This window comes from Streptantibioticus silvisoli (assembly GCF_027947535.2).
Taxonomy (GTDB): domain Bacteria; phylum Actinomycetota; class Actinomycetes; order Streptomycetales; family Streptomycetaceae; genus Streptantibioticus_C; species Streptantibioticus_C silvisoli.
Genome location: NZ_JAAGKO020000013.1, coordinates 21,997 through 47,788, shown reverse-complemented (window position 1 = coordinate 47,788; position 25,792 = coordinate 21,997). Strand labels below are relative to the sequence as shown.

Below are 25,792 nucleotides of genomic sequence, written 5' to 3'. Positions count from 1 at the left end.
CCCGGCACCTTCTTCCCGTAACGCATTCTCCGAACGGAGTCCGTCATGAGTCACGACTTCACCCCGGCGCCCGACGACGTCGTGTGGGACCTGCCGGGCACGGCGCCCGCGCGGGTGTCCCTGCTGGTGCTGCCGCACGCCGGTGGCAACGCGCACGCCTACGCCGGCTGGCGCGACCACCTGCCGCAGGACGTACGACTGCTGATCGGCCAGTACCCCGGACGCGGCGCGCGGTTCTCCGAGGAGCTGCCGACCGGGATCCGCGACCTGTCGGCACCGGTGGTCACCGCGCTGCCGGCCGATACCGGGGACCTGGTGGTGCTGGGGCACAGCATGGGATCGCTGGTGGCGTTCGAGGTGGTCCGTGAACTGGAGGCGGCCGGGCGCACGCCGCGGGCGCTGATCGCGTCGGCGTGCCGTGCGCCGTTCCTGCCCAACCCGAGCGCGGTGCACCCCGAACTCCTCGACGACGACGGCCTGGTGGCCGCGATCAAGGAGCGCGGCGGCACCGACGACGGCATCCTCGACGAGCCGGAGCTGCGGGAGATCGTGCTGCCGTCGATCCGCGCGGACTTCGCCATCGACGACGTCTACCAGCACCCGGACCCGGCGGTGACCGTCGGCTGCCCGGTGACGGTGCTCGGCGGCGACGCCGACGCGGTGGTGCCGGCCGAGATGCTCCGCCACTGGTCGTCGGTGACCCGGCAGGGCTTCCGGCTGGAGATCCTGCCCGGCGGCCACTTCTACTTCCAGCAGCGGCTGGCGGAGTTCATCGGCGTCGTCGGCTCCGTGCTGGACACCGCCGGCGCCGCCCCGCAACCCGCCTGACGCAGCGTCACTTTCCGCTTCGCACCGGCGCCGTCCCCGCGTTCGCCACCATCCGATCCACTCACGACCGAAGGACCTGCCATGACCATCACCGCTGAGCCGGCCACCACCGCGGGCATCGACCCGGTGCGCGAGCCGGGCAAGCCGGTCGTCGTCCACACGCCCGCGTTCACCGGCATGGACGAGGCCGTCGCGTGGCTGACGGCCCAGCGTGCCGCGATCCAGGCCGAGTTGCACCGTTCCGGCGCCGTGCTGCTGCGCGGTGTGCCGGTCGGGGACGCCGCCGGGTTCGCCCAGGCCCGCGACGCGCTCATCCGGCAGCGGGCCGGCTACAAGGAGAAGGCCACCCCGCGCACCGACTTCGGAGAGGGCGTCTTCTCCTCGACGGACCTGCCGGCCATCCAGCCGATCCGGCTGCACAACGAGAACAGCTACACCCTCGACTTCCCCGGCGTGCTGCTGTTCGGCTGCATCACCGCACCGCGCGAGGGCGGCGCCACCACCGTCGGCGACATGCGCCAGGCGCTGCGGCTGCTGCCGCCGGAGCTGGTCGAGCGGTTCGCGCGGGCCGGCTGGCTGCTGGTGCGCAACTACTCCGAACTGGCCGGGCTGCCCTGGTACAAGACGTTCGCCACCGAGGACCGGTCCGTCGCCGAGGCGTACTGCCGGGACAACACCGTCGGCTACGACTGGCTGGACGACGACAGCATGCGCACCCGGCAGCGCCGCTCGGCGATCGTCACCCACCCGGTCACCGGGGAGCGCTCCTGGTTCAACCACTTCGCGTTCTGGAACAGCCGCACCCTCGACGCGGACGTGCGCGAGGTGCTGGAGGAGACCTACGGCCAGGACGGCCTGCCGTTCAACACCTACCTGGGCGACGGCAGTTCGCTGACCGACGCCGAGGTCGACGCGGTCAACGCGGTGTACGACCAGGTGACGGTCCGCGAGACCTGGCAGAGCGGTGACCTGATGCTGGTCGACAACATCCTGTGCGCCCACGGCCGCGAGTCCTACAAGGGCGACCGCAAGGTCCTCGTCGCGATGGGCGAGCCGGTCGCGCTGGCCGACTGCGCCCCGCAGACCGCCCCTTCGACGACCGTTTTCGGGGAGTGACCACCGATGACCGCTGTACTTCCTGAGCGCACCGAGATCCGCGCCGCCGTCCCGGCGGACCTGCTGGAGCGGCTGGCCGCGGTGCCGGCCGACCGCCCCGCCGTGGTGGCGGGCGACCGCCGGCTGACCTTCGGCGAGCTGCGGGCCGAGGCCGCGCGGATCGCCGCCCGGCTGACCGCCCGCGGCATCGGCCCGGAGAGCGTGGTGGCCCTGGCGCTGCCGCGCGGCGCCGACCTGGTCGCCGCGCTGATCGGCACCCTGACGGCCGGTGCCGCCTACCTGCCGGTGGACGTGAAGCTGCCCGCCGAGCGCCGCCGTTACCTGGTGGAGGACTCCGGCGCCGACCTGGTCGTGGTGGCCGGTGACGGCAGCGAACCGGTGACCGCCGCGGCACCGCAGCTGGCGGTGGCCGAACTGACCGCGGCCGGCGGCCCGGCGCCGCAGGCGTTCCGTCCGGTGCCGGTGGCGGGCGGCACGCTCGCCTACGTCATCTACACCTCCGGTTCGACCGGGCGCCCCAAGGGCGTCGAGATCGGCCGGGCGGCGGCCGCCGCGCTGCTGGCGGAGCTGGAGGACGCCGGTATCGCGGTCGGCGTCGGCGGCCGGGTCGGCTGGAACGCCTCCCCGTCGTTCGACGCCTCCGTTCAGCAGTGGGTGCGGCTGTGCCGGGGCGACACGCTGGTGATGATCGACGACGAGACGCGCGCCGACCCGCAGTTGCTGGCCCGGCTGGTCGACGAGCAGGGGCTGACCGACCTGGACATCACGCCGTCGCACGCCGACGCGCTGCTGGACCTGCTGACCGCGGACGGCGGCCCGCGGCCGCTGACGCTGCTGGTCGGCGGCGAGCCGATCGGCCCGGCGCTGTGGCGGCGGATCGTGGCCCGGGGCGCCGAGGGCGTGCTGCGGGCGGTCAACCTCTACGGGCCGACCGAGTGCACCGTCGACTCGACGGCCGGCTGGATCGACACCGACGAGGCGCCGCACATCGGTTCGGTGCTGCCGGGGCTGCGGATGCGGCTGCTGGACGGGAAGCTGAACCCGGTCGGGTTCGGCGAGACCGGTGAGCTGTACCTGGCCGGTTCCCGGGTCGCCCGCGGCTACCGCCGCCGCCCGGTGCTGACGGCGGAGCGCTTCGTCGCCGACCCGGCCGACGGCACGGTGGCCGGCGGGGCGCGGATGTACCGCACCGGTGACCTGTGCCGGCTGCTGCCGGACGGCCGGCTGGTGTACGTGGGCCGGGCCGACGGGCAGGTCAAGCTGCGCGGGTATCGGATCGAACTGCCGGAGATCGAGGCCGCGTTGGCGGCGTTCCCCGGGGTCGCCGAGACCGCGGTGGTGCTGCGCGAGGACGTCAACGGCGCCCCGGGCCTGGTGGCGTACTACCGGACCGGCGACGCGGTGGACGCCGGGGCGCTGCGCGCGGCGCTGGCCGAGCGGCTGCCGTCGTACATGGTGCCGTCCGCGTTCGTGGTGCTCGACCGGTTCCCCACCACGGCCAACGGCAAGCTGGACCGGGCCGCGCTCCCCGCGCCGGCACCGGCCGCCGCGCCGTCGCAGCCCGTGGACACCGGTGCGCCCGACGGGCCGAGCGGCGCCGTGGAGGAGCTGATCGCCGGGGTGTGGCAGACCGTGCTGGGCGCCGAGCGGATCGGCCCGCAGGACAACTTCTTCAAGCTCGGCGGCCACTCGCTGCTGGCGATCAAGCTGGTCTCCCGGGTCCGCGCCGAGCTGGCTGTCGCCCTGCCGGTCAAGGCGGTCTACGCCAACCCCCGGCTGCGCGACCTGGCCGCCCACATCGAGACCCTGCTGGCGGCGCGCGACGCCTGATCCGCCCGCGGCGCCGGTCCCGCACACGGCGGCGCCGGCGGCGGCAAGGCCCTGACGGCTCACGGGAGCGCGCGTTCGGCGCGCTCCCGGCCGGGGCCGGATGGCGTTCCCCGCCCGGCGCGGTGCTCCCCGCCGCGCCCGTTCCCCTCCCCGAGTCCCGTTCCGCCCGCTCACCTTCCGAGGAATCACCGTGATCCCGTTGTCCTTCGCACAGCGTCGGCTGTGGTTTCTGAACCGCCTTGAGGGCCCGTCCGCGACGTACAACGCGCCGGTGGTGCTGCGGCTGGACGGCGTACCGGACGCGGTCGCGCTGGGCGCCGCCGTGACGGACCTGGCGGCACGGCACGAGACGCTGCGCACCGTCTTCCCGGCGACCGACGGCGAGCCGTACCAACTGGTGCTGGAACCGGCGGAGGTGGCGCTGGCCACCGAGGAGTGCGCGCCGCAGCGGCTGGACGCGGCGGTGCAGGCCTTCACCCGCGAGACGTTCGACATCGTGACGGAACGGCCGTTGCGGGCACGGCTGTTCACGCCGGGTGACGGCACGTCGGTGCTGGTGCTGCTGGTGCACCACGTGGCGACGGACGGCCTGTCGGTGGCGCCGCTGCTCGACGACCTGGCCGAGGCGTACCGGGCGCGGCTGGCCGGCGGGGCCCCGGCGTGGGACGAACTGCCGGTGCAGTACGCGGACTACGCGTTGTGGCAGCACGACATGCTGGGCGACCCGCTGGACCCGGAGAGTGTGGCGTTCGAGCAACTGGAGTTCTGGCGCGAGGCGTTGGCGGAGCTGCCGGCGGTCATCGAGCTGCCGGCCGACCGGCCGCGGCCGGCGGAGCCGACGCATCGCGGTGTGACGCTGAACGGGCGGGTGGATGCCGGTACGCACCGGGCGCTGCTGGCGCTGGCGCGTTCGCGGTCGGCGAGCCTGTTCATGGTGGCGCGGGCCGCGCTGGCGGCGGCGCTGTCGGCGGCCGGGGCCGGTGAGGACCTGGCGATCGGCTCGCCCGTGGCCGGCCGGCCGGAGGAGGACCTGCACGCGCTGGTCGGCTTCTTCATCAACTCCCTCGCCCTGCGCACCGACCTGTCCGGCGACCCGTCGCTGGGCGCCCTGGTGGACCGGGTGCGCGACGCGGACCTGGCGGCGTTCGACCACGAGGACCTGCCGTTCGACCTGCTGGTGGAACACCTCAACCCGGCCCGGGAGTTGGGGCGCCACCCGTTCTTCCAGGTGATGCTGACGGTGGCGGCCGCCGCCGGTGAGCCGCCGGCGCTGGGCGGCCTGACCGCGCGGACGGCCGACGCGGACCTGGCGGCGGCCAAGTTCGACCTGACGTTCTACTGCGCGGAGACCACCGGTGACGACGGTGAACCGGGCGGCCTGGAGGTCGGGTTGCAGTACGCGGTCGACCTGTTCGACGGCGGTACGGCCCAGTTGCTGCTGGAGGTCTACCTGCGGGCGCTGCGGGCCTTCGCGGCCGACGGCGGGGTGCGGCTGTCGGCGCTGGAGCTGCTGTCGGCGCCGGAGTCGGCGGGGCTGGCCGGGCGCCGGGAGCGGCTGGCGGAGCTGGCGGCCGCGCGCGTGACACCGGTGGCGGCGGGTGACGAGGGCGGTACGCGGGTGGTGCTGGCGCCGCGTGAGGAGATCCTGTGCGGCCTGTTCGCCGAGGTCCTCGGCCGCGACCACATCGGCCCCGACGACAACTTCTTCCGCAACGGCGGCCACTCCCTGCTCGCCAGCAAACTCATCAACCGCCTGCGCGCCGTCCTCGGCACCGACATCGGCATCCGCGACCTCTTCCTCGCCCCCACCCCCACCGGCCTGCACCACCGCATCGACACCACCACCGCCACCACCCGCCCCACCCTCCACCACCACACCCCCGACCAACGCCCCCACCACATCCCCCTGTCCTACGCCCAACGCCGCCTGTGGTTCCTCGACGAGCGCGACGGCGCCGGCAGCGCGTACAACGTGCCGATCGTGCTGCACCTGGACCGGGCGCCGGACCCGCTGGTGCTGGCCGGCGCGCTGGCGGACGTCGCGGCGCGGCACGAGGTGCTGCGGACGGTGTACCGGGCGGCGGACGGCGAGCCGTACCAGGTGGTGCTGGCCGACACGGTTCCGGTGCTGGAGACGGTCGCCACCACGCCGGACTCGCTGGCGGCGGCGGTGGACGCGGCCGCCGGGCACGTCTTCGACCTGGCCGCCGAGATCCCGTTCCGCGGCTGGCTGCTGGACCCGGGCACCGGGCGGGAGCGGACGCTGGTGCTGCTGCTGCACCACATCGCCGCCGACGGCTGGTCGACCGGGCCGCTGCTGGCCGACCTGGCGCGGGCGGTCGCCGCCCGGTCCGCCGGGGACGCCGCCGAGCTGCCGCCACTGCCGGTGGCCTACGCGGACTACGCGCTGTGGCAGCGGGAGTTGCTGGGCGACGCCGAGGACGAGTCGAGCCTGATGCGACGTCAGATCGCTTTCTGGAAGCAGGCGCTGGCCGGTCTTCCGGCGTCGACGCCGCTGCCGGCCGACCGACCGCGGCCCGCCGAGCCCAGCGGCCGGGGCGCGACGGTCTCCGGTGTGCGACTGGACGCCGGCACGCACCGGGAGCTGGCGGCGCTGTCGCGCACGGCGCGGGCCACGCTGTTCATGGTGGCGCGCTCGGCGCTGGCGGTGGCGCTGTCGGCGGCCGGGGCGGGCGATGACCTGGCGATCGGGGTGCCGGTCGCCGGCCGCTCCCACCAGGACCTGCACGACCTGGCCGGCCTGTTCGTCAACACCCTCGTGCTGCGGGCCGGCCTGGACGGCGACCCGACGGTCCGCGAGCTGGTCGAGCGGTCGCGCGAGTACGACCTGGCCGCCTACGCCCACGACGACCTGCCGTTCGACCTGCTGGTCGAACACCTCAACCCGGCGCGGGAGTTGGGCCGTCACCCGTTCTTCCAGGTGATGCTGACCCACCAGCGCGGCGAGGCGGAGGCCGTGACCATCGGCGGTGGCACCGCCCGCGCGACCTCGACGGACCTGGCGGCGGCCAAGTTCGACCTGACCTTCCACTGCGCCGAGAGCCAGACCGCCGACGGCGAGCCGGCCGGCCTGGAACTCGGGGTGCAGTACGCGGTCGACCTGTTCGACCAGGACACCGCCACGCTGCTGCTCCAGTTGTTCGCCCGCGCGCTGACGGCGTTCGCCGCCGCGCCGCACAGCCCGGTGGCCGGTCTGCTGCCGCTGTCGCCGGCGGAGGAACGCGGACTGGCCGGCCGGCGCGAACGGCTGGCCGCGGCCGAGGCCGAGGCGGCCCGGGCGGCGGCCCGCACGGTCACGGCGGGCGGCGCCGGCCCGGTCCGGACGGTGCTGGCACCGCGTGAGGAGATCCTGTGCGGCCTGTTCGCCGAGGTCCTCGGCCGCGACCACATCGGCCCCGACGACAACTTCTTCCGCAACGGCGGACACTCCCTGCTCGCCAGCAAACTCATCAACCGCCTGCGCGCCGTCCTCGGCACCGACATCGGCATCCGCGACCTCTTCCTCGCCCCCACCCCCACCGGCCTGCACCACCGCATCGACACCACCACCGCCACCACCCGCCCCACCCTCCACCACCACACCCCCGACCAACGCCCCCACCACATCCCCCTGTCCTACGCCCAACGCCGCCTGTGGTTCGTCAACCAGCTGGAGGGGCCGAGCGCCACGTACAACATCGCCGTCGTACGGCGGCTGGACCGGCGGCTCGACCCGGCGGTGCTCGGCGAGGCGCTGGCCGACGTCGCCGGACGGCACGAAGTGCTGCGCACCGTCTACCCGGTGCTCGACGGTGAGCCGTACCAGCGGGTGCTGGACGGGGTCCGCCCGGTGCTGGAGAGGGTGGAGACCACCCCGGAGCAGGTGCCGGCGACGGTGGACGCCGCCACCGCACACGTCTTCGACCTGGCCGCCGACCTGCCGTTGCGCGGCTGGCTGCTCGACCCGGGCGCGGACCAGGCGCAGGTCATGGTGCTGCTCGTGCACCACATCGCCTTCGACGGCTGGTCGACCGACTGCCTGCTCGCCGACCTCGCCCTGGCCTGCGCGGCCCGCCGCGACGGCCATGCCCCCGACTGGCAGCCGCTGCCGGCGCAGTACGCCGACTACACCCTGTGGCAGCGCGAACTGCTGGGCGACGCCGACGATCCGGAAAGCCTGATGGCTCGTCAGCTCGCTTACTGGGGTGAGGCGTTGGACGGGCTCGCCCCGGTGATCGACCTGATCACCGACCGGCCCCGGCCGGCCGAGCCCTCCGGCCGTGGCGCGCTGACCCCGTTCGGGCTGGACGCCGCCACGCACCGGGCGCTGACCCGGGTGGCGCACGAGTGCGGCGCGACGCTGTTCATGGTGGTGCAGGCGGCGCTGGCGGCCACCCTCACCCGGCACGGCGCCGGCACCGACCTGGCCCTGGGCACCACCGTCGCCGGCCGGTCCGACGACGCGCTGCACCCGCTGGCCGGCCTGTTCGTCAACACCCTGGTGCTGCGCACCCGCACCGACGGCGACCCGGCCTTCGCCGACCTGGTCCGCCGGGTGCGGGAGACCGATCTGGCCGCCTACGGCTGCCAGGACGTCCCCTTCGACCGGCTGGTCGAGCACCTCAACCCGCACCGCTCCTCGGCGCACCACCCGCTGGTGCAGGTCATGCTCCAGGTCAACGCCGCCAGCACGGCCGGCCCGGCGGCGGACGGCGACGGCATGCTGGCCGGCGTCCAGCTGCCCTTCGGCACCGACAGCGCCAAGACCGACCTGACGTTCGCGCTGACCGAGGAACGCGACCGGCGCGGCGAACCGGCCGGCCTGTCCGGTGTGCTGGAGTACGCCACCGACCTGTTCGACGCCGCCACCGCCGCCCTGCTCGCCGAACGCCTGGCGGACACCCTGCGGACGGTGGCCGCCGACCCGGCCGTGCGGCTCGGCGACATCGGCCCGGCGGGCGACGCGCCGCACAGCGCGGACGGGCCGGCGCGGACCACGGTGCACGACGGCGTGCGGCAACGGGCCGGCGCCACCCCCGAACTGATCGCGCTGTCGTGCGGCGACGAAACCCTCACGTACGGCGAACTCGACCGCCGGGCCACCCGGTTGGCCGGGCAGCTGGCCGGGTCCGGGGTGGGCCGGGGGACGACGGTCGCGGTGCTGGTGGAACGCGGCACGGACCTGGTGGTCGCGGCGCTGGCCGTGCTCATGTGCGGCGCGGCGCCCGCGATGCTCGACGTCGACGGTGACGTACCGGGCGCGCTGGCGCTGCTGGGCGCCCCGGTCGTGCTGACCCGGGCGGCCTTCGCGGACCGGGCGGCCCGGGGCGCGGCACGGATGCTGCGACTGGAGTCGATGGCCTCGGCCACGCCGGCCGGGCTGCCGCGGTGCGGTCCGCCGGACGCCGCCGCGGTCTGCCTGACCGCCGGCCCCGACGGCGGCGCGCGGGCGGTGCGGATCTCGCACGGCACCGCGGCGGCCGGCGCCTTCGGCGGGCTGCGGCACGTGGACGCGGCGACCGGCACGTGGGCGTTCGCCCGCGACCTGTGGTCGGCGCTGCTCGGCGGCGGTTCGTGCGTGCTGCGCCCGGCGCGGCCGCTGACCGGCGCCCCCGCGGCACCGGGCGGATACGCGGTGCTGGACGCCCGGCTGCGGCCGGTGCCGGCCGGGGTGCCCGGTGAGCTGTACCTGCGGGGTGCCGGCGACGGCGACGGCTTCCCGGCGCTGCCCGGCGCGACGGCGGCGGCCTGGGTGCCGGACCCGTTCGGCCCGGCGGGCGCCCGGATGCTGCGCACCGGGCGGCGCGCGGTGCTCGGCGCGGCCGGCGACCCGCGCGACCTCGGCCCGCTCGCCGGTGACGGGGACGTCGGCGGCTACCGGGCGGAGACCGACCGGGTGGCACGGACGCTCACCGGGCACCCGGCGGTCGGCCGGACCGCGGTGGTGGTGCGCGAGGACGTGCCGGGGCAGCGCCGCCTGGTGGCCTACCTGGTGCCCGCCGGGGCCGGGACCGTGACGGAGGCCGACCTCCAGTCCTGGGCGGCCGAACGGCTGCCGGACTACCTGGTGCCGTCGGCGGTGGTGGTGCTGGAGTCGCTGCCGGTCGGCGCGGACGGGCGGACCGACCGGGCGGCGCTGCCCGCGCCGGAGCGGCGTGCGCCGGGCTCCGGTCCGGCGCCGCAGGAGGTGCCCGACGACGGGCGCGGCCGGTGGGAGGAGCCGCTGTCGCGGCTGTTCAGCGAGGTGCTGGAGGGCCGGCAGGTCGGCGCGGACGACAACTTCTTCCGGGTCGGCGGCCACTCGCTGCTGGCGGTCCGCCTGGTCAACCGGGTACGGGCCGAACTCGGCCAGGAGATCACCCTGCGCGACGTCTTCCGCTTCCCGACGGTGACCACGCTGGCCCGGTGGTTCGCCACCGAGGCGGCCGCCGCACCGGGCACCGCGGCCGCCGGTGCGACCCCGGCGCCGTCGGCGGGGCCGGACGCCGTACCGAACCGGCCCACCCTGCGCCGCCGCACCGCGGGAGGCTCCCGCACCCGCACCTGACCCGTACGCCCGCCGCCTCCACGGGGGCGAGGGGGCAACCGCCCCCGGGTGCAGGCCCGTTGGGCGAGCGGGGACGCGGCATCGCGGCAACGCGACAACACCGGGACAGACCCGGCCGGACGACTCCGGCCGGGTCTTCGCGCTGCCGCGCGCCGGGCCGGTCGTCAACGACCGCGCCGACAGGGGGCGTTGCTCCGGCCAGCGGGTTTCGTCGCACCGCCCGCCCGGCCTCGTCGCACCGGTCGGCCTCACCACTCCGGCCGCCCGGCATCATTGCACCGGCCGACCTCACTACTCCGACCGCCCGGCATCAGCACCCCGGCTGCCCGGCACGTTGCGCCGACTCGTTGCGCCGGCCTCGTTGCGCCCGCCCCCAGCCTCGTTGCCCCGGCTGCCGGGCACGTTACGCCGACACCCTGCGCCGGCCTCGTTGCACCGACCGCCGGGCCCCGTCACCCCCCGATCCCCCATCCCCCGGCCCGATCCCCATCCCCGGCCCACCCGGCACCGGCGCGCGAGCTCTTGCCCCTCCCGGCGTCGTTGTCCCCGCGCCGCCCCGGTCCCCGCCCCGCGGGCGGCAGTTCGGGGCCGGTGTCCGCGGCGCGAACTGCCGCACGCAGTGCCCCCCGGGCGGGGAACGGCTCCCTAGCCTGGGGGCATCCGGACGAGGGATCGCGTCCGGCGGTCCACTGTCTCCTTCACCGTGACGCCGGCCGACCCGTTCCACCGCCTCAACGACCCGCCTCCCCCGCATTCGTCAGCCATCCCCTCGTCCGGAGGAACCGCGATGCCCTCGACCGGCCAGCTGCCGACCGTGACCGATCCGATCGGGCCGGCCGGGACCGTCTCCGCCCCGTCCGCCGTGCTGGACGGCGGGCCGGCGATCACTCCGGCGCCGCCGGTGATGGACCGCGTCGCGGCGCACGTCGCCGCCGCGCCGGAGGCCGTCGCGCTGGTGCACGGCGACCGGCGGGTGACCTACGGCGAACTGGCGCTCGCGGTGGCGTTCCGGGCGGAGGCCCTGGCCGCGGACGGCGCCGGCCCGGGCCGCCTGGTGGCGGTGCACCGGCGCCGGGGCGTCGAGGCGGTCGTGTCGCTGCTGGCCGTGCTGCGCACCGGTGCCGCCTACCTGCCGCTGGACCCCGCTGCCCCGGCCGCGCGCAACGCCGGCATCCTGGACCACTGCCGCGGCGAGGCCGGTGCGCCGCTGCCGCAGGGCGAGAGCGATGTGGTGCTGGACGGCCCCGGCGTCGAGGCCGGCGCCGCGTACGTCATCCACACCTCCGGTTCGACGGGCACGCCCAACGGGGTGGTGGTCGGGCAGGAGGCGCTGGCGCACTTCACCGCCGGCGCGGCGGTGCGCTACGGCGTCGGCCGCGAGGACCGGGTGCTCCAGTTCGCGCCGCTGCACTTCGACGCCAGCGTCGAGGAGATCTTCGTGACGCTCGGCGCGGGCGGCACGCTGGTGCTGCGCGACGAGGAGATGCTGGACGTCACCGGGCTGCTGGCCGGGTGCGCGGCGCACGGCATCACGGTGCTGGACCTGCCGACGGCGTACTGGCACGAGCTGGCGCACGCGGTGGGCACCGGTGCGGCGGTGCTGCCCGACAGCCTGCGCACGGTGATCATCGGCGGTGAGGCGGCGTTGCCGGAGCGCGTCGAGCGGTGGACCCGGGCGGTCGGCGACCGGGTGCGGCTGCTGAACACCTACGGGCCGACCGAGGCCACCGTGGTGGCCACCGTCGCCGACCTGACGCACCATCAGAGCGGCCCGATCCCGATCGGCCTGCCGCTGCCCGGGGTTCGCGCCGCCATCGTGGACGGTGAACTGCTGCTGCTGGGCGGCGGGTTGGCCCGCGGCTACCTGGGCCGTCCGGAGCTGACCGCGCTGCGGTTCGGCGACCTGGACGGTGAACGCGCCTACCGCACCGGCGACATGGTGACGGTGCGCGAGGACGGGCAGCTGGGCTTCACCGGGCGGCGCGACGACGAGGTGAAGATCAACGGGCACCGGATCGACCCGGCGTCCGTGGAGTCGGTGCTGTCGGCCCACCCCGGGGTGCGCGAGGCCGCCGTGGTGGTCCAGGAGGACCCCGAGGGCGTCAAGCGGCTGGTGGCGTTCGCCGCCGTCGACGGCGTGACGGCGGCGCAGCTGCGCGATCACGCCCGCCGGGCGCTGCCGCCGGCCGCGGTGCCGGGGGTGATCGGGCTGGTCGCCGGGCTGCCGCGGACCGCCTCGGGCAAGATCGACCGCAAGCTGCTGCGGGTGACCCGGGCCCGGTCGCAGGCCGCGGCGGCCGAGGCGGCGGGCGTGCCCGTGCCGGACTTCGACGGGGTCGCGCTGCCGCAGGAGGAGCGGGTTCCGCTGTCGTACGCGCAGCGCCGCCTGTGGTTCCTGGGCCGGCTGGAGGGCCCGTCGGCCACCTACAACGCGCCGGTGGTGCTGGAGCTGGACGGCGTGCCGGACCGGGCGGCGCTGCGGGCCGCGCTCGCCGACGTCGCCGGGCGGCACGAGGTGCTGCGCACGGTGTACCCGGCGGTCGACTCCGAGCCGTACCAGCACGTGCTGGACGCGCCGCGGATCGAGGTGGCGGTACGCGAGTGCGCACCGCGGGAGGTGACCGCGCTGATCGCGCGGGCCACCGCGGAGGTCTTCGACATCACGTGCCAACTGCCGCTGCGCGTCACCCTGTTGACGCCGGGCGACGGCACGTCGGTGCTGGTGCTGCTGCTGCACCACGTGGCGACCGACGGCTGGTCGGTGGCGCCGCTGCTGCGCGACCTGTCCGCGGCCTACCTGGCCCGGCTGGCCGGCACCGCACCCGACTTCGAGCAACTGCCCGTGCAGTACGCGGACTTCACCTTGTGGCAGCAGGACCTGCTGGGCGACGCGGAGGACACCGAAAGCCTGTCGTACCGTCAGCTGGCTTACTGGCGTGCAGCGTTGTCGGGGATGCCGACGGCGATCGACCTGCCGGCGGACCGCCCCCGGCCGGCCGAACCGACGGCCGAGGGCGCGACGATCACCGCGACGCTGGACCCGGCGACGCACGCCGCGCTGGTGGCCGTCGGGCAGGACCGCGGCGCGAGCATGCTGATGGTCGCGCAGACCGCGCTGGCCGCGGCGCTGGCCGCCGCCGGCGCCGGGACCGACATCGCGATCGGCACCCCGGTGGCCGGCCGGTCGGACGAGGCGCTCGACGACATGGTGGGCTTCTTCGTCAACACCCTGGTGCTGCGGACCGACGTCGGCGGCGACGCCACCTTCGGCGAGCTGGTGGAACGGGCCCGGGACGCGGACCTGGCCGCCTACGCGCACGGCGACCTGCCGTTCGACCTGCTCGTGGAGCACCTCAAGCCGGAGCGGTCGCTCGCGCACAACCCGTTCTTCCAGGTCATGCTGACCGTGCAGGGCGGTGGCGGGGACGACCAGGGGGCGCCGCTGGGCCCGCTGACCGGGCAGTTCGTGTCGGCCGGCCTGGACCCGGCGAAGTTCGACCTGAGCGCCTCGTGCGTGGAGCTGCGCGACGCCGAGGGCGGGCCGGCCGGCTTCGAGGTGTGGTGGAGCTACGCCGTCGACCAGTTCGACGCCGGCACCGCGCAGTTGCTGCTCGACCTGTACCTGCGGGCGCTGCGGGCCCTGGCGCTGACGCCCGGGGCGCGGCAGGCCGACCTGGAGCTGCTGACCGAGGCGGAGGAGGCGTCGCTGAACGAGCGGCGCGTGCGGCTGGCGGCGGCCCGGGAGTCGGCGGGCCGGCCGGCCGTGGCCCGCAGCGGGCTCTCGCAGCGCGAGGAGATCCTGTGCGGTCTGTTCGCCGAGGTCATCGGGCACGACCGGATCGGCCCGGACGACGACTTCTTCGCCGCGGGCGGCCACTCGATGATGGGTGTGCGGCTGATGAACCGCATCCGGACGGTGCTCGGGGTGGAGGCCCGCATCCGTGACCTGTTCCTGGCGCCGACGCCGGCCGGGCTGGCCCGGCGGATCGCCCGGCAGGCGACGGCCGACGGCCGGCCGGCGCTGACGCGGGCCGAGCGCCCCGAGCGGGTGCCGCTGTCGTACGCGCAGCGCCGCCTGTGGTTCATCGACCAGTTGGAGGGCGCGGGGCGTTCGTACAACATCCCGTTCGTGCTGCGCCTGGAGCGGCCGATGGACCCGGCGGTGCTGGCGGACGCGCTGGCCGACGTGGCGGAGCGGCACGAGGTGCTGCGCACGGTGTACCCGGCGGTCGACGGCGAGCCGTGCCAGCGGGTGCTGGCCGGGGCGCGGCCGCGGGTGGAGGTGGTGGTGACCACCCCCGCCGGGCTCGGTGAGGCCGTCGACGCGGCGGCCGGGCACGTCTTCCTGCTGGCCGCGGAGATCCCGTTCCGCGCCTGGCTGATCGACGCGGGCGACGGCGCCGGGCAGGTGCTGGTGCTGCTGGTCCACCACATCGCCGCCGACGGCTGGTCGACCGAACCGCTGCTGGCCGACCTCGACACCGCCTACCGGGCCCGGGCGCAGGGGACGGCTCCCGACTGGCGTCCGCTGCCGGTGCAGTACGCGGACTTCGCGCTGTGGCAGCAGGCGGCACTGGGGTCCGCCACCGACGACAGCAGCCCGATGGCACGCCAACTCGCCTACTGGAAGGACCGGTTGGCCTCCGCGCCGCCGGTGCTGGAACTGCCGGCCGCCAGGACCCGGCCGGCCGAGGCCACCCACCGCGGCGCGGTGGCGCCGCTGGCGGTGGACGCGGCGACCCACGGCAGCCTGGCGAGGATCGCGCAGGCCACCGGCAGCACGCTGTTCATGGTGGTGCAGGCGGCGCTCGCGGCCACGCTGACCCGGCACGGCGCGGGCACCGACCTGCCGCTGGGCACGGTGGTGGCCGGCCGCGACGACGAGGCGCTGGACCGGCTGGTGGGCTTCTTCGTCAACACCGTCGTGCTGCGCACCGACACCGGCGGCAGCCCGACGTTCACCGAACTGCTGGGCCGCGTACGGGAGTCCGACCTGGCCGCCTTCGCCCACCAGGACCTGCCGTTCGACCGGCTGGTGGAACACCTCAACCCGCAGCGGTCCACCGCGCACCACCCGCTGGTGCAGGTCATGGTGCAGGTGCACCCGGCGGACGCGGCGGCCGGCGGGGACTCGCCGCTGGCCGGGTCGCCGGTGGGGGTGGAGATCGGCCTGACCAAGTTCGACCTCACCCTGTCGCTGCGCGAGACCCGGGACGCCTCGGGGGCGCCGGCCGGGCTCACCGGGGTGCTGGAGTACGCGACCGACCTGTACGACGCGGCGACGGCGCGGCTGCTGGCCGCCCGGGTGGCCGGCACGCTGGACGCGGTGGCCGCCGACCCCGACCGCCGGCTGGACGCCATCGCGCTGATGACGCCGGGCGAGGAGCGGCTGCTGGGCGAGTACAACGACACCGCCACCGCGCGGGCCGCGAACCCGGTCGTGCACGAGGTGTTCGCCGCCCGGGTCCGCAGCCACCCCGACCGGATCGCGATCAGCTACCGGGACGAGACCCTCACCTACGGCGAACTCGACGCCCGTGCCAACGCGTTGGCGCACCGGCTGCTGGCGGCAGGGGTGTGCCGCGGCGGCGCGGTGGGTGTACTGATGGACCGGGTACCGGAGTTGATGGTCTCGGTGCTGGCCGTCCTCAAGTGCGGTGCTGCCTACGTGCCGTTGGACCCGCGGCTGCCGGGCGCACGGGTGCGGATGATGATGGCGGACACCGGCGCGCCGGTGCTGCTGACCCGCGACGCGCACCTGGACTCACCGGTCGTCGAGCAGGAACGGGCCGCCGGTGTCGCGGTGTTGACCGCCGCGGCGGCCGGGGCGCCGGACGCCGGTGCGGGCGCGCCGGCGGTGCGCACCGCCGGCGAGGACCTGCTGTACGTGATGTTCACCTCCGGCTCGACGGGCCGGCCCAAGGGCGTCGGGGTGACCCACCGCAACGTGGTGGAGCTGGTCGCCGACCGGGCGTGGGACATCGCGAACCACGAGCGGATGCTGGTGCACTCGGCGATCGGATTCGACGCCTCCACCTACGAGTTGTGGGTGCCGCTGCTCAACGGCTGCCGTCTGGTGATGGCGCCGGGCGACGGCACGGACGTCGCGGAGATCGACCGCACGGTGCGCGAGGGCGGGGTGACGGCCGCGTACTTCACGATGGGCCTGTTCCACATCATGGCGGACGAGGGCCTGGAGACGCTGAAGCTGCTGCGCGAGGTGTGGACCGGCGGCGACGTGTGCGCGCCGGCCGCGCTGCGCCGGGTGCTGGAGCACTGCCCGGACACCGCGGTGGTGCACTCCTACGGGCCGACGGAGGCCACGTTCGCCTCGCACGTGCAGCGGTTCGGCACCGGGCGGGGCGAGTTCGGCGGTGTCTTCCTCGGCGTGCCGATGGACAACACCCGCGTGCACGTGCTGGACGCCGGGCTGCGGCCGGTGCCGTCCGGGGTGCCCGGGGAGATGTACCTGGCCGGCACGCACGTGGCCCGCGGCTACGTGGGCCGCGCCGGGCTGACGTCGGAGCGTTTCGTGGCCGACCCGTTCAGTGCCGACGGCGGGCGGATGTACCGCACCGGCGACCTGGTGCTGTGGCAGCCGGACGGTGAACTGCGGTTCGTCGGGCGGGCGGACGGCCAGGTGAAGCTGAACGGGTTCCGGATCGAGCCCGGTGAGGTGGAGGCGACGCTGGCACGGCATCCGGCGGCCGGCCAGGTCGCGGTGGTGGTCCGTGAGGACCGGCCGGGCGACAAGCGGCTGGTCGGCTACGTGGTGCCGCGCGCCGGGAGCACGACCAGCGAGGCGGCGCTGCGGGCGGCCGTGGCGGCCGAACTGCCCAAGCACCTGGTGCCGTCGGCGATCGTGCTGGTCGACGCCATCCCGCTGACCGTCAACGGCAAGCCGGACCGCTCGGCGCTGCCGGCGCCCGCGGTGCGCTCGGCCGCCGACGGCCGCCGACCGCGCAATCCGCGCGAGGAGGTGCTGTGCGGACTGTTCGCCGAGGTCCTGGGCCTGGACGGGGTCGGCATCGACGACAACTTCTTCGCGCTGGGCGGCCATTCGCTGCTGGGGGTGCGGCTGATGAGCCGGATGCGGACGGCCCTGGGCATCGAACGCGGGGTGCGCGACCTGTTCCGCGCCCCGACGGTGGCCGGGCTGCTCGGGGACGACGCGGAGCAGGGCGACCCGATGGGGGTCCTGCTGCCGCTGAGCCCGCGCGGTGCGCAGCGCCCGCTGTTCTGCGTGCACCCCGGCACCGGGGTGGGCTGGCCGTACGCGGGGCTGGCCCGGCACCTGGGCACCGACCAGCCGCTGTACGCGCTCCAGACCCGGTCGCTGCGGGAGCCGGACTACGCGCCGCAGAGCGTGGAGGAGATGGCCGACGAGTACCTGCGCCGCATCCGCGAGGTCCAGCCGTGGGGGCCGTACGCGCTGCTGGGCTGGAGCTTCGGCGGCACGGTGGCGCACAGCATGGCGGTGAAGCTGGCCGAACAGGGCGAGCGGGTCGAGCTGCTGGCGATGATGGACGTGCGTCCGATGCCCGTGCAGACGGTGCGGGTTCCGCTGACCGAGGGTGAGAAGCGCGAGACGCTGTTCGACATGGTCGACGACCAGGACAACGCCCCGTTCGACGTGCCGGCCGCGATCGCCGAACTGCGGCGCCGCGACCCGGTGCTGGCCGGTTTCTCCGACGCGGAGATGCGCGGCGTCATCACCGCCACCATCGACCAGGCGGAGATCCTGCCGCTGTACGCGCCGGTGCCGGTCAGGACCGAGCTGCTGTTCTTCTCCGCCCGGCAGCCGCTGGACCCGGGCGACGGGCTGGCCATGGAGTGGGCGCCCTTCATCGACGGCCCGGTGGTCAACCACGGCATCGACTCCACCCACTTCAAGATGGCCGAGGAGGAGCCGATGGCGCACATCGGACGGATTCTGTCCGAACGGCTGCTGGCCCTTCGTGCGAACGAGCGCGAGGCGACCTGGAAGTCCGGTACCGATATTCCGCTGAGTCTTTCCCAGTAATTCCCGAATTCCCGGGAACGCCATTCCGCGATGATCCCGGAAATACCACCCGATCTGCTGTCCCACATTCTTCGACCAAGGAGCAGGACATGACGAATCCGTTCGACGACACCGAGGGCACCTTCCTGGTCGTGGTCAACGACGAGAACCAGCACTCGCTGTGGCCGTCCTTCGCCGACGTGCCGGCCGGCTGGACCGTCGCCCGAGGTGAGGGCAGCCGCGAGGAGGCGCTGGCCTACGTCGAGGAGCACTGGACCGACATCCGCCCGAGCAGCCTGGTGGCCAGCTACTCCTGACCGGCGCCCCCTGCGCGCCCACGCTCGTGGCCGGGTCCGGCAGCGTTTTCCACGCTGCCGGACCCGGCCTTTTCCCGTACCGCACGGCCGGAATTCAGCCGCGGGCGCCTTCCTCCGTTCTGCCGCTCCAACTTCCTCTCGGCCGCCGGACCCGGACCTATATTCGTCACAAGCGTCGGGGAACCGTTCCCGGTCCCTCGCGACGGACACTCCGGAGACACCACATGTCGCTCCCGCCAACCGGCCAGACGGTTCTGGTGACCGGTACCGCGTCGGATTCCCACACCTGGAATCTGGTCTACCTCCAGCTGTTCGTGGAGGAGCTGGGGTACCGGGTCGTGAACCTCGGCCCGTGCGTGACCGACGACCTGCTGGCCGAGGCCTGCCGGGTGCACCGGCCGGACCTGGTCGTCATCAGCAGCGTCAACGGGCACGGGTACCGCGACGGGCTGTCGGCCGTGACGCGGCTGCGCCGCGGGCCGGGCCGGAGCGACATCCCGGTGGTCATCGGCGGCAAGCTGGGCGTGCTCGGCGAGCGCAGTCCCGAGGCGGCCGCCCGGCTGCTGGCGGCCGGCTGCGACGCGGTCTTCGACGACGCCGACCTCGACGCGCTGCGGGAGTTCCTGACCCGGCCGGCCGCCGGGGCGCGGACCGCGCACCGGCACGCCGGGAGCACGGTGTGAGCGCGCCGCAGTCCTTCGGGCGGTTCGTGGCGCGCGCGGCGGCCGGCGGCGGCCTGGTCGTCCAGCCGCGGATGGGCTTCGGCACCCCGCGGCTGATGCGGGCCGGCCTGGAGCGGGTGCGGGCGGCGGCCGGCAGCACCGCGGGCACCTTGACCATCGACAGCTACACCCGGGTCGGCGACCTGGCCGCGGCCGGCGCCGCGCTGGCCGAGGGAGCGGCACTCAACGGCTACCCCATCGCCACCCATCCGCCCGCGGTGACACGGGAGTTGCTGGACGGCATCACCGCAGCGGACTTCCCCGTCCAGGTGCGGCACGGCTCGTCGCGGCCCGAGCCGATCATCCGGGCGCTGGCCGCCGCCGGGCTGGACGCCACCGAGGGCGGCCCGGTCTCGTACTGCCTGCCCTACGGGCGTACGCCGCTGCGCGAGTCGGTGGACAACTGGGCGCGCGGCTGCGAACTGCTGGCCGAGCTGGTGCCGGCGCCGCGCACCCCGCACCTGGAGACCTTCGGCGGCTGCATGCTGGGCCAGCTGTGCCCGCCGGGACTGCTGGTGGCGCTCAGCGTGCTGGAGGGGCTGTTCTTCGCCGAGCACGGCATCGGCGAGCTGTCGCTGAGCTACGCGCAGCAGACCGACGCCGGCCAGGACGCCGAGGCCGTACGGGCGTTGCGGCGGCTGGCGGCGGAACTGCTGCCGCCGCGGGTGGAGTGGCACGTGGTGCTCTACACCTACATGGGCGTCTACCCCGGCACCCGGGCCGGCGCCGACCGGCTGCTGGAGGCGTCCGCGCGGCTGGCGGTGCGGTCCGGCGCGCGGCGGCTGATCGTGAAGACGGCGGCCGAGGCGCACCGCATCCCCACCGTGGCGGAGAACGTGCGGGCGCTGGAGATCGCCGCGGCGGCCGCCGCGCTGACCGAACCTCCCGCCGCCGGCGACGAGTCGGCCGACAGCGAGGTCTACCTCGAGGCGCGGGCCTTCGTCGGCGCGGTGCTGGACGGCGGGGGGCCGGTCGGCACGGCGCTGCGCACCGCGTTCGCCCGCGGCTGGCTGGACGTGCCGTACTGCCTGCACCCGGACAACGCCGGGCGCTCGCGCAGCGTCATCGACCCCACCGGCCGGCTGCGCTGGTCGCGGACCGGGTCGATGCCGCTGGCCCCGGTGCGCCGGTCCGGCCGGGTGCCGGAACTGACGGCCGACGGACTGCTCGCCGCGGTGCACGCCGTCGCCCGGCGGTACGACCACGTGGCCTGACGGCGCGTCACCCGGCCGCGCGGCCGGTCCGGCGGCACGTCGACCGACGTGTCCGAAACGTCCCTTGAACCCCTGACTCCGGGAGTCGACATGCAGCAGACAGTCACCGCCGAGGCCGGCACGGCCGCGGCGCAGGACGGTACGGCCGGCCCGAACACGGACGGCACGGTGCCGATGCCGCCGCCGCTGGGCGAGCACCTGGCCTCGCCCGCGCTGCGGTCGGCGATGCTCGTCCAGCAGGAAACCCTGTGGGCGGCCCGGGAGTTCCTGCGCTCGCGGGGCTTCACCGAACTGCTGCCGCCGCTGGTGGGCCCGGTCACCGACCCGGGCGGCCGCGGCGCCAAGGCGCTCGACGTGGACTACTACGGTGAGCCGTACAAGCTGATGACCAGCGCGATCCTGTACAAGCAGGCGTCGCTGCGCGGCTTCGGCAAGCTGTTCTACATCGCGCCGAACGTGCGGGTCGAGCCGCCGGAGACCGCCGGGACCGGCCGCCACCTCGTGGAGTTCCACCAGATCGACGTGGAGATGGCCGGCGCGGACCGCGACACGATCCAGGAGATCGCCGCCGGCCTGCTCACCCACGTCGTCGCCCACGTGTGGCGGACGGTGCCGGAGGAGCTGACCGCCCTGGGCCGCGACCGCGCCGACTTCGCCGCCCTGCTGGCCGGCGACTTCGGGACCGTCACGCACGCCGGCGCCGTCGAGCGGCTGGCGGAACTGGGGCACGCGCAGAGCCCGGACGCGGAGATCGACTGGGCCGGCGAGGCGGTGCTGTCCCGCCAGGCCGACCGGCCGTTCTTCATCAACGACTACCCCAAAGGCTCGCGCGGCTTCTACGACCGCGAGGACCACGAACGGCCCGGCGTACTGCGCAACTTCGACCTGATCGCGCACGGCGGCTACGGCGAACTGGTCAGCGGCAGCGAGCGCGAGTCGGACTACGCGACGATCGTGACCCGGATGCGCGAGAGCGGGGAGAACCCGGCGAAGTACCGCTGGTACCTGGACCTGGCCCGCGAGGGCATCCCGGCCAGCGCCGGCTTCGGCATGGGCCTCCAGCGCCTGGTGCGCTTCCTCACCGGCCTCGACGCCCTGTGGCAGGTCAGCGCCTACCCGAAGCTGCCCGGGGTGGTGGCGCCGTGAGCGGGCTGCGCGCCGCGGGCTTCCCGGAGCGCGAGGTACGCGCCCGGGCCCGCAACGGCACGGCCGAGGTCTTCCCGCCGGCCGACTCCTACGGCGACGAACTGTTCGGCGAGGGCCACCAGGACCACGAACGGCCCGCGTCCGGGAGTCCGGACGAGCTGGACCGGGCCCGGCTGGTCCCGCCGGTCTTCATGCCGCAGCGGCTGGAGAAGCTGATCGAGCTGGGCAGCGAACCGCTCTACGACGACGTGGACCTGAGCACCGCGGTCGGCGGCTTCGCCGCCACCCTGCCGCTGTACCTGTCGGCGTTCGGCTCGACGCGGGCCGGCAGCGGCGACCTCGCGGTGGCCGCCAGCGGGCAGGCGGCCCGGCTGGGCATCCCGATGGTCATCGGCGAGAACATGGTCCCGGTGCACGGCTACCGGCGGGCCGGCGGCCTGGCCCGGTCGGCGCTGCCGGACCGGATCGCCGCGTACGTCGAGCAGGTCCCGGACGGCGTGGGCGGCGTGGTGGTGCAGCAGTCCACCGAGGACGCCGACTCCGAGGTGTGGAACCTGCTCTACAGCGACCCCGGCACCCGGCCGCTGCTGGAGTCCGGCCGGCTCGGCTTCGAGCTGAAGATCGGCCAGGGCGCCAAGCCGGGCCTGGGCGGCATGACGGTGGTCGGCGCGGACGAGGCGGCCCGGCTGGCCGGGCGGTTCGCGGTCCGCGACGTCCTCGGGCCGGACGGCGGGCAGCAGTTGCGCTGCGCCAGCCCCGGCACGTACACCGAGGAGATCGTCCGCCAGCAGCTGCGGTTCATGCGCAACAACTTCCCGCGGGCCAGGACCTGGGTGAAGTTCCACCCGGGCCGCGACATCGCGGACGCGGCGGCGACCGCGTGGCGGGCCGGCGCGGACGCGGTCACCGTGGACGGCGCCGAGGGCGGTTCGGGGTGGGCGCCGCGGGTCTTCCTCGACCAGGTGGGCCTGCCGCTCGCCGAGTGCCTGCGCCGCATCGGCCGTCCGGCCGGCTGCCTGCTGGCCACCGGCCGGATGTGGGAGGGCGGCCGCGCGGTACGGGCGCTCGCGCTCGGCGCCACCGCCGTCGGCCTGGGCCGGGCCGCGCTGGTCGCCGTCGACGAGGACCCGCGCGACGGCCTGGTGCGGCTGGTGGAGAGCCTGGCCCTGGAGAGCCGGCTGCTGATCAGCGCGCTCGGCAAGTACCGGGTCGGCGCGCTCGGCCCGGAGGACGTCTGGTGGGACGGCGACCCGGCCGTCCGGGACGCGCCCGCGCCCACGCAGACCGGCACCCCGTCATGACCCCGCCCGGCGCCCGGCCGCGCGGCACGCACGCCCCCGGCGCCCCGGCCCGCTCCCGCGGCGCCGGCCACCTCGGCCGAACCGCCCGCGGCACCGGAAGCCGGCACGCCGTAACCCGGCACGCCGTAAGCCGTCGCGGCGGCCGGCGGCCCGGCCGCACCGCCCGCGGCGGGCCGCTCCCCGGCGTCCGCCCCGCGCCCCGTCCCGGGCCGCCCGGGCACGGCACCGGACCCGGCGGACGTACGGTCCGCGCCCGGTTCGTCCTGGGCGACCTGCCGGAGGTACGCGTGCGGCCGGCCGGCGCGGACGGCGCCGCCACGGCCGTCCTGCGCTCGCTGGCCTCGGCCGGGCGCGGGTACGCCGGCGGCCGGCTCACGCTGACGACCTCCGGCGTCCCGCCGCGCACCGCCGCCCAGACCCGCTCGGTCGCCGCCGCCCAGCGCCGCGCCGCCGCCCTCGCCGTGACCTCCGCACTGCGCGGCGGCCCCGGCACCGCCCGGGTGCGCGTCCGCGGCACCGGCTGCCCGCTCGCAACGCCGTGACACACCGCCCGACTCCCTTACCGAGAACAGGTGATCGCATGGAAACGACAACGCCCCCCAGTGCGCCCCCGGGTACCCGGAGAGGGCCGGCGGACATCGACTGGGGCAAGGTCGGCGCGCTGGTCAGCGGCCAGGCGGTGGTCCAGGGCGGCAGTTACGCGCTGCTGATCGCCATGAACTGGACGGCGGTGAAGATCGGCGGCACCGACGCGGTCAGCATGCTGATGCTGGCCTCGACGATCCCCCGCGCGCTGATGCTGATCTTCGGCGGCGCGGTCAGCGACCTGCTCGGCCCGCGATTCGTGCTGCTGCGCACCACCGCCGCCCGGGCCGTGGTGCTGATCGCCGGCGCGCTGATCACCGCGTCGTCCCGGGAGTTGTGGCCGCTGATCGTGGTCGGCCTGACCGAGGGCATCCTGCTCGGCCTGGCCGCGCCCGCCTCCGGGGTGCTGATGCCGGCGCTCGCCAAACGGCAGCAGCTGACCCGGGTCAACTCGCTGTACGCGATGGTGCTGCGGGTCGCCCCGATCCTCGGCGCGCCGATCGGCGCCTGGCTGATCAGCGTCGGCCACATCTCGCAGGCCCTGCTGGCGGCGGCCGCCACCGGCGTGGTGTGGCTGGCCTGCCTGATCTACATCACCCGCGGCTTCCAGCGCCCGGCCCGCGAACCCGGCGTCTCGCTGTTCAAGCGGTCCGCCGACGGCTTCCGGCTGCTGATCGACCACAAGCGGCTGCGCTGGATGTTCGTCGCCTCCTTCTGCCTGGACCTGGCGTTCGGCTGGCCGGCCGACGTCGCACTGCCCTCACTGGTCCACCAGCGCGGCTGGGGGGTGAGCGCGGTGGGCGTGGTGCTGGCCGCGTTCAGCGCCGGCGCCCTGGGCTCCAGCGCGCTCGGCGCCCTGCTCGGCAACCGCATCAGCCTGTTCGTCCGCCTGGTGGTCACCGGCAGCGGCCTGGCGGTCGGCATCCTGGTGATGGCCCTGATGCCGTCGGTGCTGTCGCTGAGCGTCACCGCCTGCCTGGTCGGCCTGCTGTCCGGGCTGAACGGCCCGGCCATCGTCACCGTCTACCAGGAGTCCGCCCCCGAGTCCCGGATGGGCGCCGCGATGTCGACGCTGTCGCTGTCCGGCATCGGCGTGGGCCCGATCTCCATCGCGATCTTCAGCTCGCTGGCCATCGTCCTCGGCGTCCAGCACACCTGGCTGATCTGCGGCACCGTCGCGCTGTTCTCGCCGTTCGCCGCCGCTCTGGCGCTGCGCCAGCCGGTACCGGCGGAGGCCGCGCGTCCGGACGAGCCGGTTCGTCCGGAGGAGCCGTCCACCGGGGCGGCGCTGGCCCCGGCCACCGAGGCGGCGGCGGTGGTCCCGGCCGCCGGCCACGACCTGCCCCCGGTCGCCGCCACCGTCCCCGCGACCGTCCGGACCGACGTCCCGGACCCCCTCCCCGCGTCCGTGTGAGGAAGCCATGAGGCAACCGCTGTCCCCGTCCGCCACCGCCCCGCCACCGGTCGGCACGCTCCTCGTCCCGGCCGTCCTCGGCACGGTCTACGACGTACCGCCGCCGGTCACCCCCGCGACCGGCGCACCGCAGCTGTGGCTGGTGGACGCCGGTGTCCACCGCGCCGTCGCCGGACGGTACGCGCCCGCCACGCTCGACGCCGAGGAGCTGACCCGCGCCGCGCAGTTCCGCTACGACGACGACCGGGACTCCTACGTCTGCGCCCACGTGGCGCTGCGGCGGCTGCTGGGCGCCTACCTGCGGATGCCGCCCCGTTCGGTGGCCGTCTCCCGGGCACCCTGCGCCCACTGCGGCGGCCCGCACGGCCGTCCCGTCCTGCCGGGCGACACGCTGCACTTCTCGCTGTCGCACTGCGCGGGGCTGAGCCTGCTGGCGTTCGCCACCACACCGGTGGGGGTGGACGTGGAGTCGGTGCCGGAGCCGCGCACCATCGCGGAGACCGCCGACGTGCTGCACCCGCGCGAGGCCGCCGAACTCGCACTGCTGTCCCCGGCCGAACGCCCGCCCGCGTTCACCCGGGTGTGGACCCGCAAGGAGGCGTACCTCAAGGGCTGCGGGGTCGGCCTGTCCGACAACCCGGCCGCCGACTACGTCGGTTCCGGCCCGGTCCCGACCGCCCCGGACGGCTGGACCCTCACCGACGTCCTGGTCCCCGAAGGCCACTGCGCCGCAGTGGCGATCCGCACTCCGGCCGGCCCGGACTGACCCG

Annotated in this window: 13 protein-coding genes; all 13 read left to right on the top strand. The window is 75.3% G+C overall.

Going from position 1 to position 25,792, the window contains the following annotated elements:
• Window positions 1-45 precede the first annotated feature (45 nt).
• The 13 genes from POF43_RS11600 (at window position 46) to POF43_RS11540 (ending at window position 25,788) form a co-directional block, all read left to right on the top strand.
• Entirely contained in the window at window positions 46-828 is a 783-nt protein-coding gene (locus POF43_RS11600) for a thioesterase II family protein (RefSeq protein WP_271322849.1), read from the top strand.
• 81 nt (window positions 829-909) lie between these two features.
• A complete protein-coding gene (locus tag POF43_RS11595; RefSeq protein WP_271322850.1) occupies window positions 910-1,944 on the top strand; it encodes a TauD/TfdA family dioxygenase in 1,035 nt (344 codons plus the stop codon).
• 6 nt (window positions 1,945-1,950) lie between these two features.
• Complete coding sequence (locus POF43_RS11590; RefSeq protein ID WP_271322851.1) at window positions 1,951-3,774, top strand: non-ribosomal peptide synthetase; 1,824 nt, start codon at window positions 1,951-1,953, stop codon at window positions 3,772-3,774.
• A gap of 190 nt (window positions 3,775-3,964) precedes the next feature.
• Window positions 3,965-10,321, top strand: a complete 6,357-nt coding sequence (locus POF43_RS11585; protein WP_282704537.1) for a condensation domain-containing protein — start codon at window positions 3,965-3,967, stop codon at window positions 10,319-10,321.
• Window positions 10,322-11,108: 787 nt separating this feature from the next.
• Window positions 11,109-18,344 (top strand): non-ribosomal peptide synthetase, encoded by a 7,236-nt coding sequence (locus tag POF43_RS11580; RefSeq protein ID WP_271323109.1) that lies wholly within the window; start codon window positions 11,109-11,111, stop codon window positions 18,342-18,344.
• A gap of 89 nt (window positions 18,345-18,433) precedes the next feature.
• Window positions 18,434-18,640 carry an MbtH family protein gene (locus POF43_RS11575; RefSeq protein WP_271314165.1) on the top strand — a complete coding sequence of 69 codons (207 nt, stop codon included), beginning with the start codon at window positions 18,434-18,436 and terminating at the stop codon, window positions 18,638-18,640.
• 224 nt (window positions 18,641-18,864) lie between these two features.
• Window positions 18,865-19,323: a cobalamin B12-binding domain-containing protein gene (locus POF43_RS11570; protein ID WP_271314166.1), complete on the top strand. Its 459-nt coding sequence runs from the start codon at window positions 18,865-18,867 to the stop codon at window positions 19,321-19,323.
• Window positions 19,320-20,576, top strand: a complete 1,257-nt coding sequence (locus POF43_RS11565) for a methylaspartate mutase (RefSeq protein WP_271323108.1) — start codon at window positions 19,320-19,322, stop codon at window positions 20,574-20,576. Before POF43_RS11570 ends, POF43_RS11565 begins: the two co-directional genes overlap by 4 nt.
• A 174-nt stretch (window positions 20,577-20,750) precedes the next feature.
• Window positions 20,751-21,722, top strand: a complete 972-nt coding sequence (locus tag POF43_RS11560; protein WP_271314172.1) for an asparagine synthetase A — start codon at window positions 20,751-20,753, stop codon at window positions 21,720-21,722.
• A complete protein-coding gene (locus tag POF43_RS11555) occupies window positions 21,719-23,023 on the top strand; it encodes a glutamate synthase-related protein (protein WP_271314168.1) in 1,305 nt (434 codons plus the stop codon). The genes POF43_RS11560 and POF43_RS11555 overlap by 4 nt, the downstream gene beginning before the upstream one ends.
• 287 nt (window positions 23,024-23,310) lie before the next feature.
• Window positions 23,311-23,565, top strand: coding sequence for a hypothetical protein (locus POF43_RS11550; protein WP_271323107.1), 255 nt, complete (start codon window positions 23,311-23,313; stop codon window positions 23,563-23,565).
• 38 nt (window positions 23,566-23,603) lie between these two features.
• Window positions 23,604-25,022 (top strand): MFS transporter, encoded by a 1,419-nt coding sequence (locus POF43_RS11545; protein ID WP_271323106.1) that lies wholly within the window; start codon window positions 23,604-23,606, stop codon window positions 25,020-25,022.
• A gap of 7 nt (window positions 25,023-25,029) precedes the next feature.
• Window positions 25,030-25,788 (top strand): 4'-phosphopantetheinyl transferase family protein, encoded by a 759-nt coding sequence (locus POF43_RS11540; protein WP_271323105.1) that lies wholly within the window; start codon window positions 25,030-25,032, stop codon window positions 25,786-25,788.
• Window positions 25,789-25,792: the final 4 nt, after the last annotated feature.

Bases quoted from the DNA above. Each gene is read 5' to 3' on its own strand.
- POF43_RS11595 (WP_271322850.1), top strand. From the start codon at position 910: ATGACCATCACCGCTGAGCCGGCCACCACCGCGGGCATCGACCCGGTG.
- POF43_RS11600 (WP_271322849.1), top strand. From the start codon at position 46: ATGAGTCACGACTTCACCCCGGCGCCCGACGACGTCGTGTGGGACCTG.
- POF43_RS11560 (WP_271314172.1), top strand. From the start codon at position 20,751: ATGCCGCCGCCGCTGGGCGAGCACCTGGCCTCGCCCGCGCTGCGGTCG.
- POF43_RS11570 (WP_271314166.1), top strand. From the start codon at position 18,865: ATGTCGCTCCCGCCAACCGGCCAGACGGTTCTGGTGACCGGTACCGCG.
- POF43_RS11580 (WP_271323109.1), top strand. From the start codon at position 11,109: ATGCCCTCGACCGGCCAGCTGCCGACCGTGACCGATCCGATCGGGCCG.
- POF43_RS11575 (WP_271314165.1), top strand. From the start codon at position 18,434: ATGACGAATCCGTTCGACGACACCGAGGGCACCTTCCTGGTCGTGGTC.
- POF43_RS11540 (WP_271323105.1), top strand. From the start codon at position 25,030: ATGAGGCAACCGCTGTCCCCGTCCGCCACCGCCCCGCCACCGGTCGGC.
- POF43_RS11590 (WP_271322851.1), top strand. From the start codon at position 1,951: ATGACCGCTGTACTTCCTGAGCGCACCGAGATCCGCGCCGCCGTCCCG.
- POF43_RS11545 (WP_271323106.1), top strand. From the start codon at position 23,604: ATGGAAACGACAACGCCCCCCAGTGCGCCCCCGGGTACCCGGAGAGGG.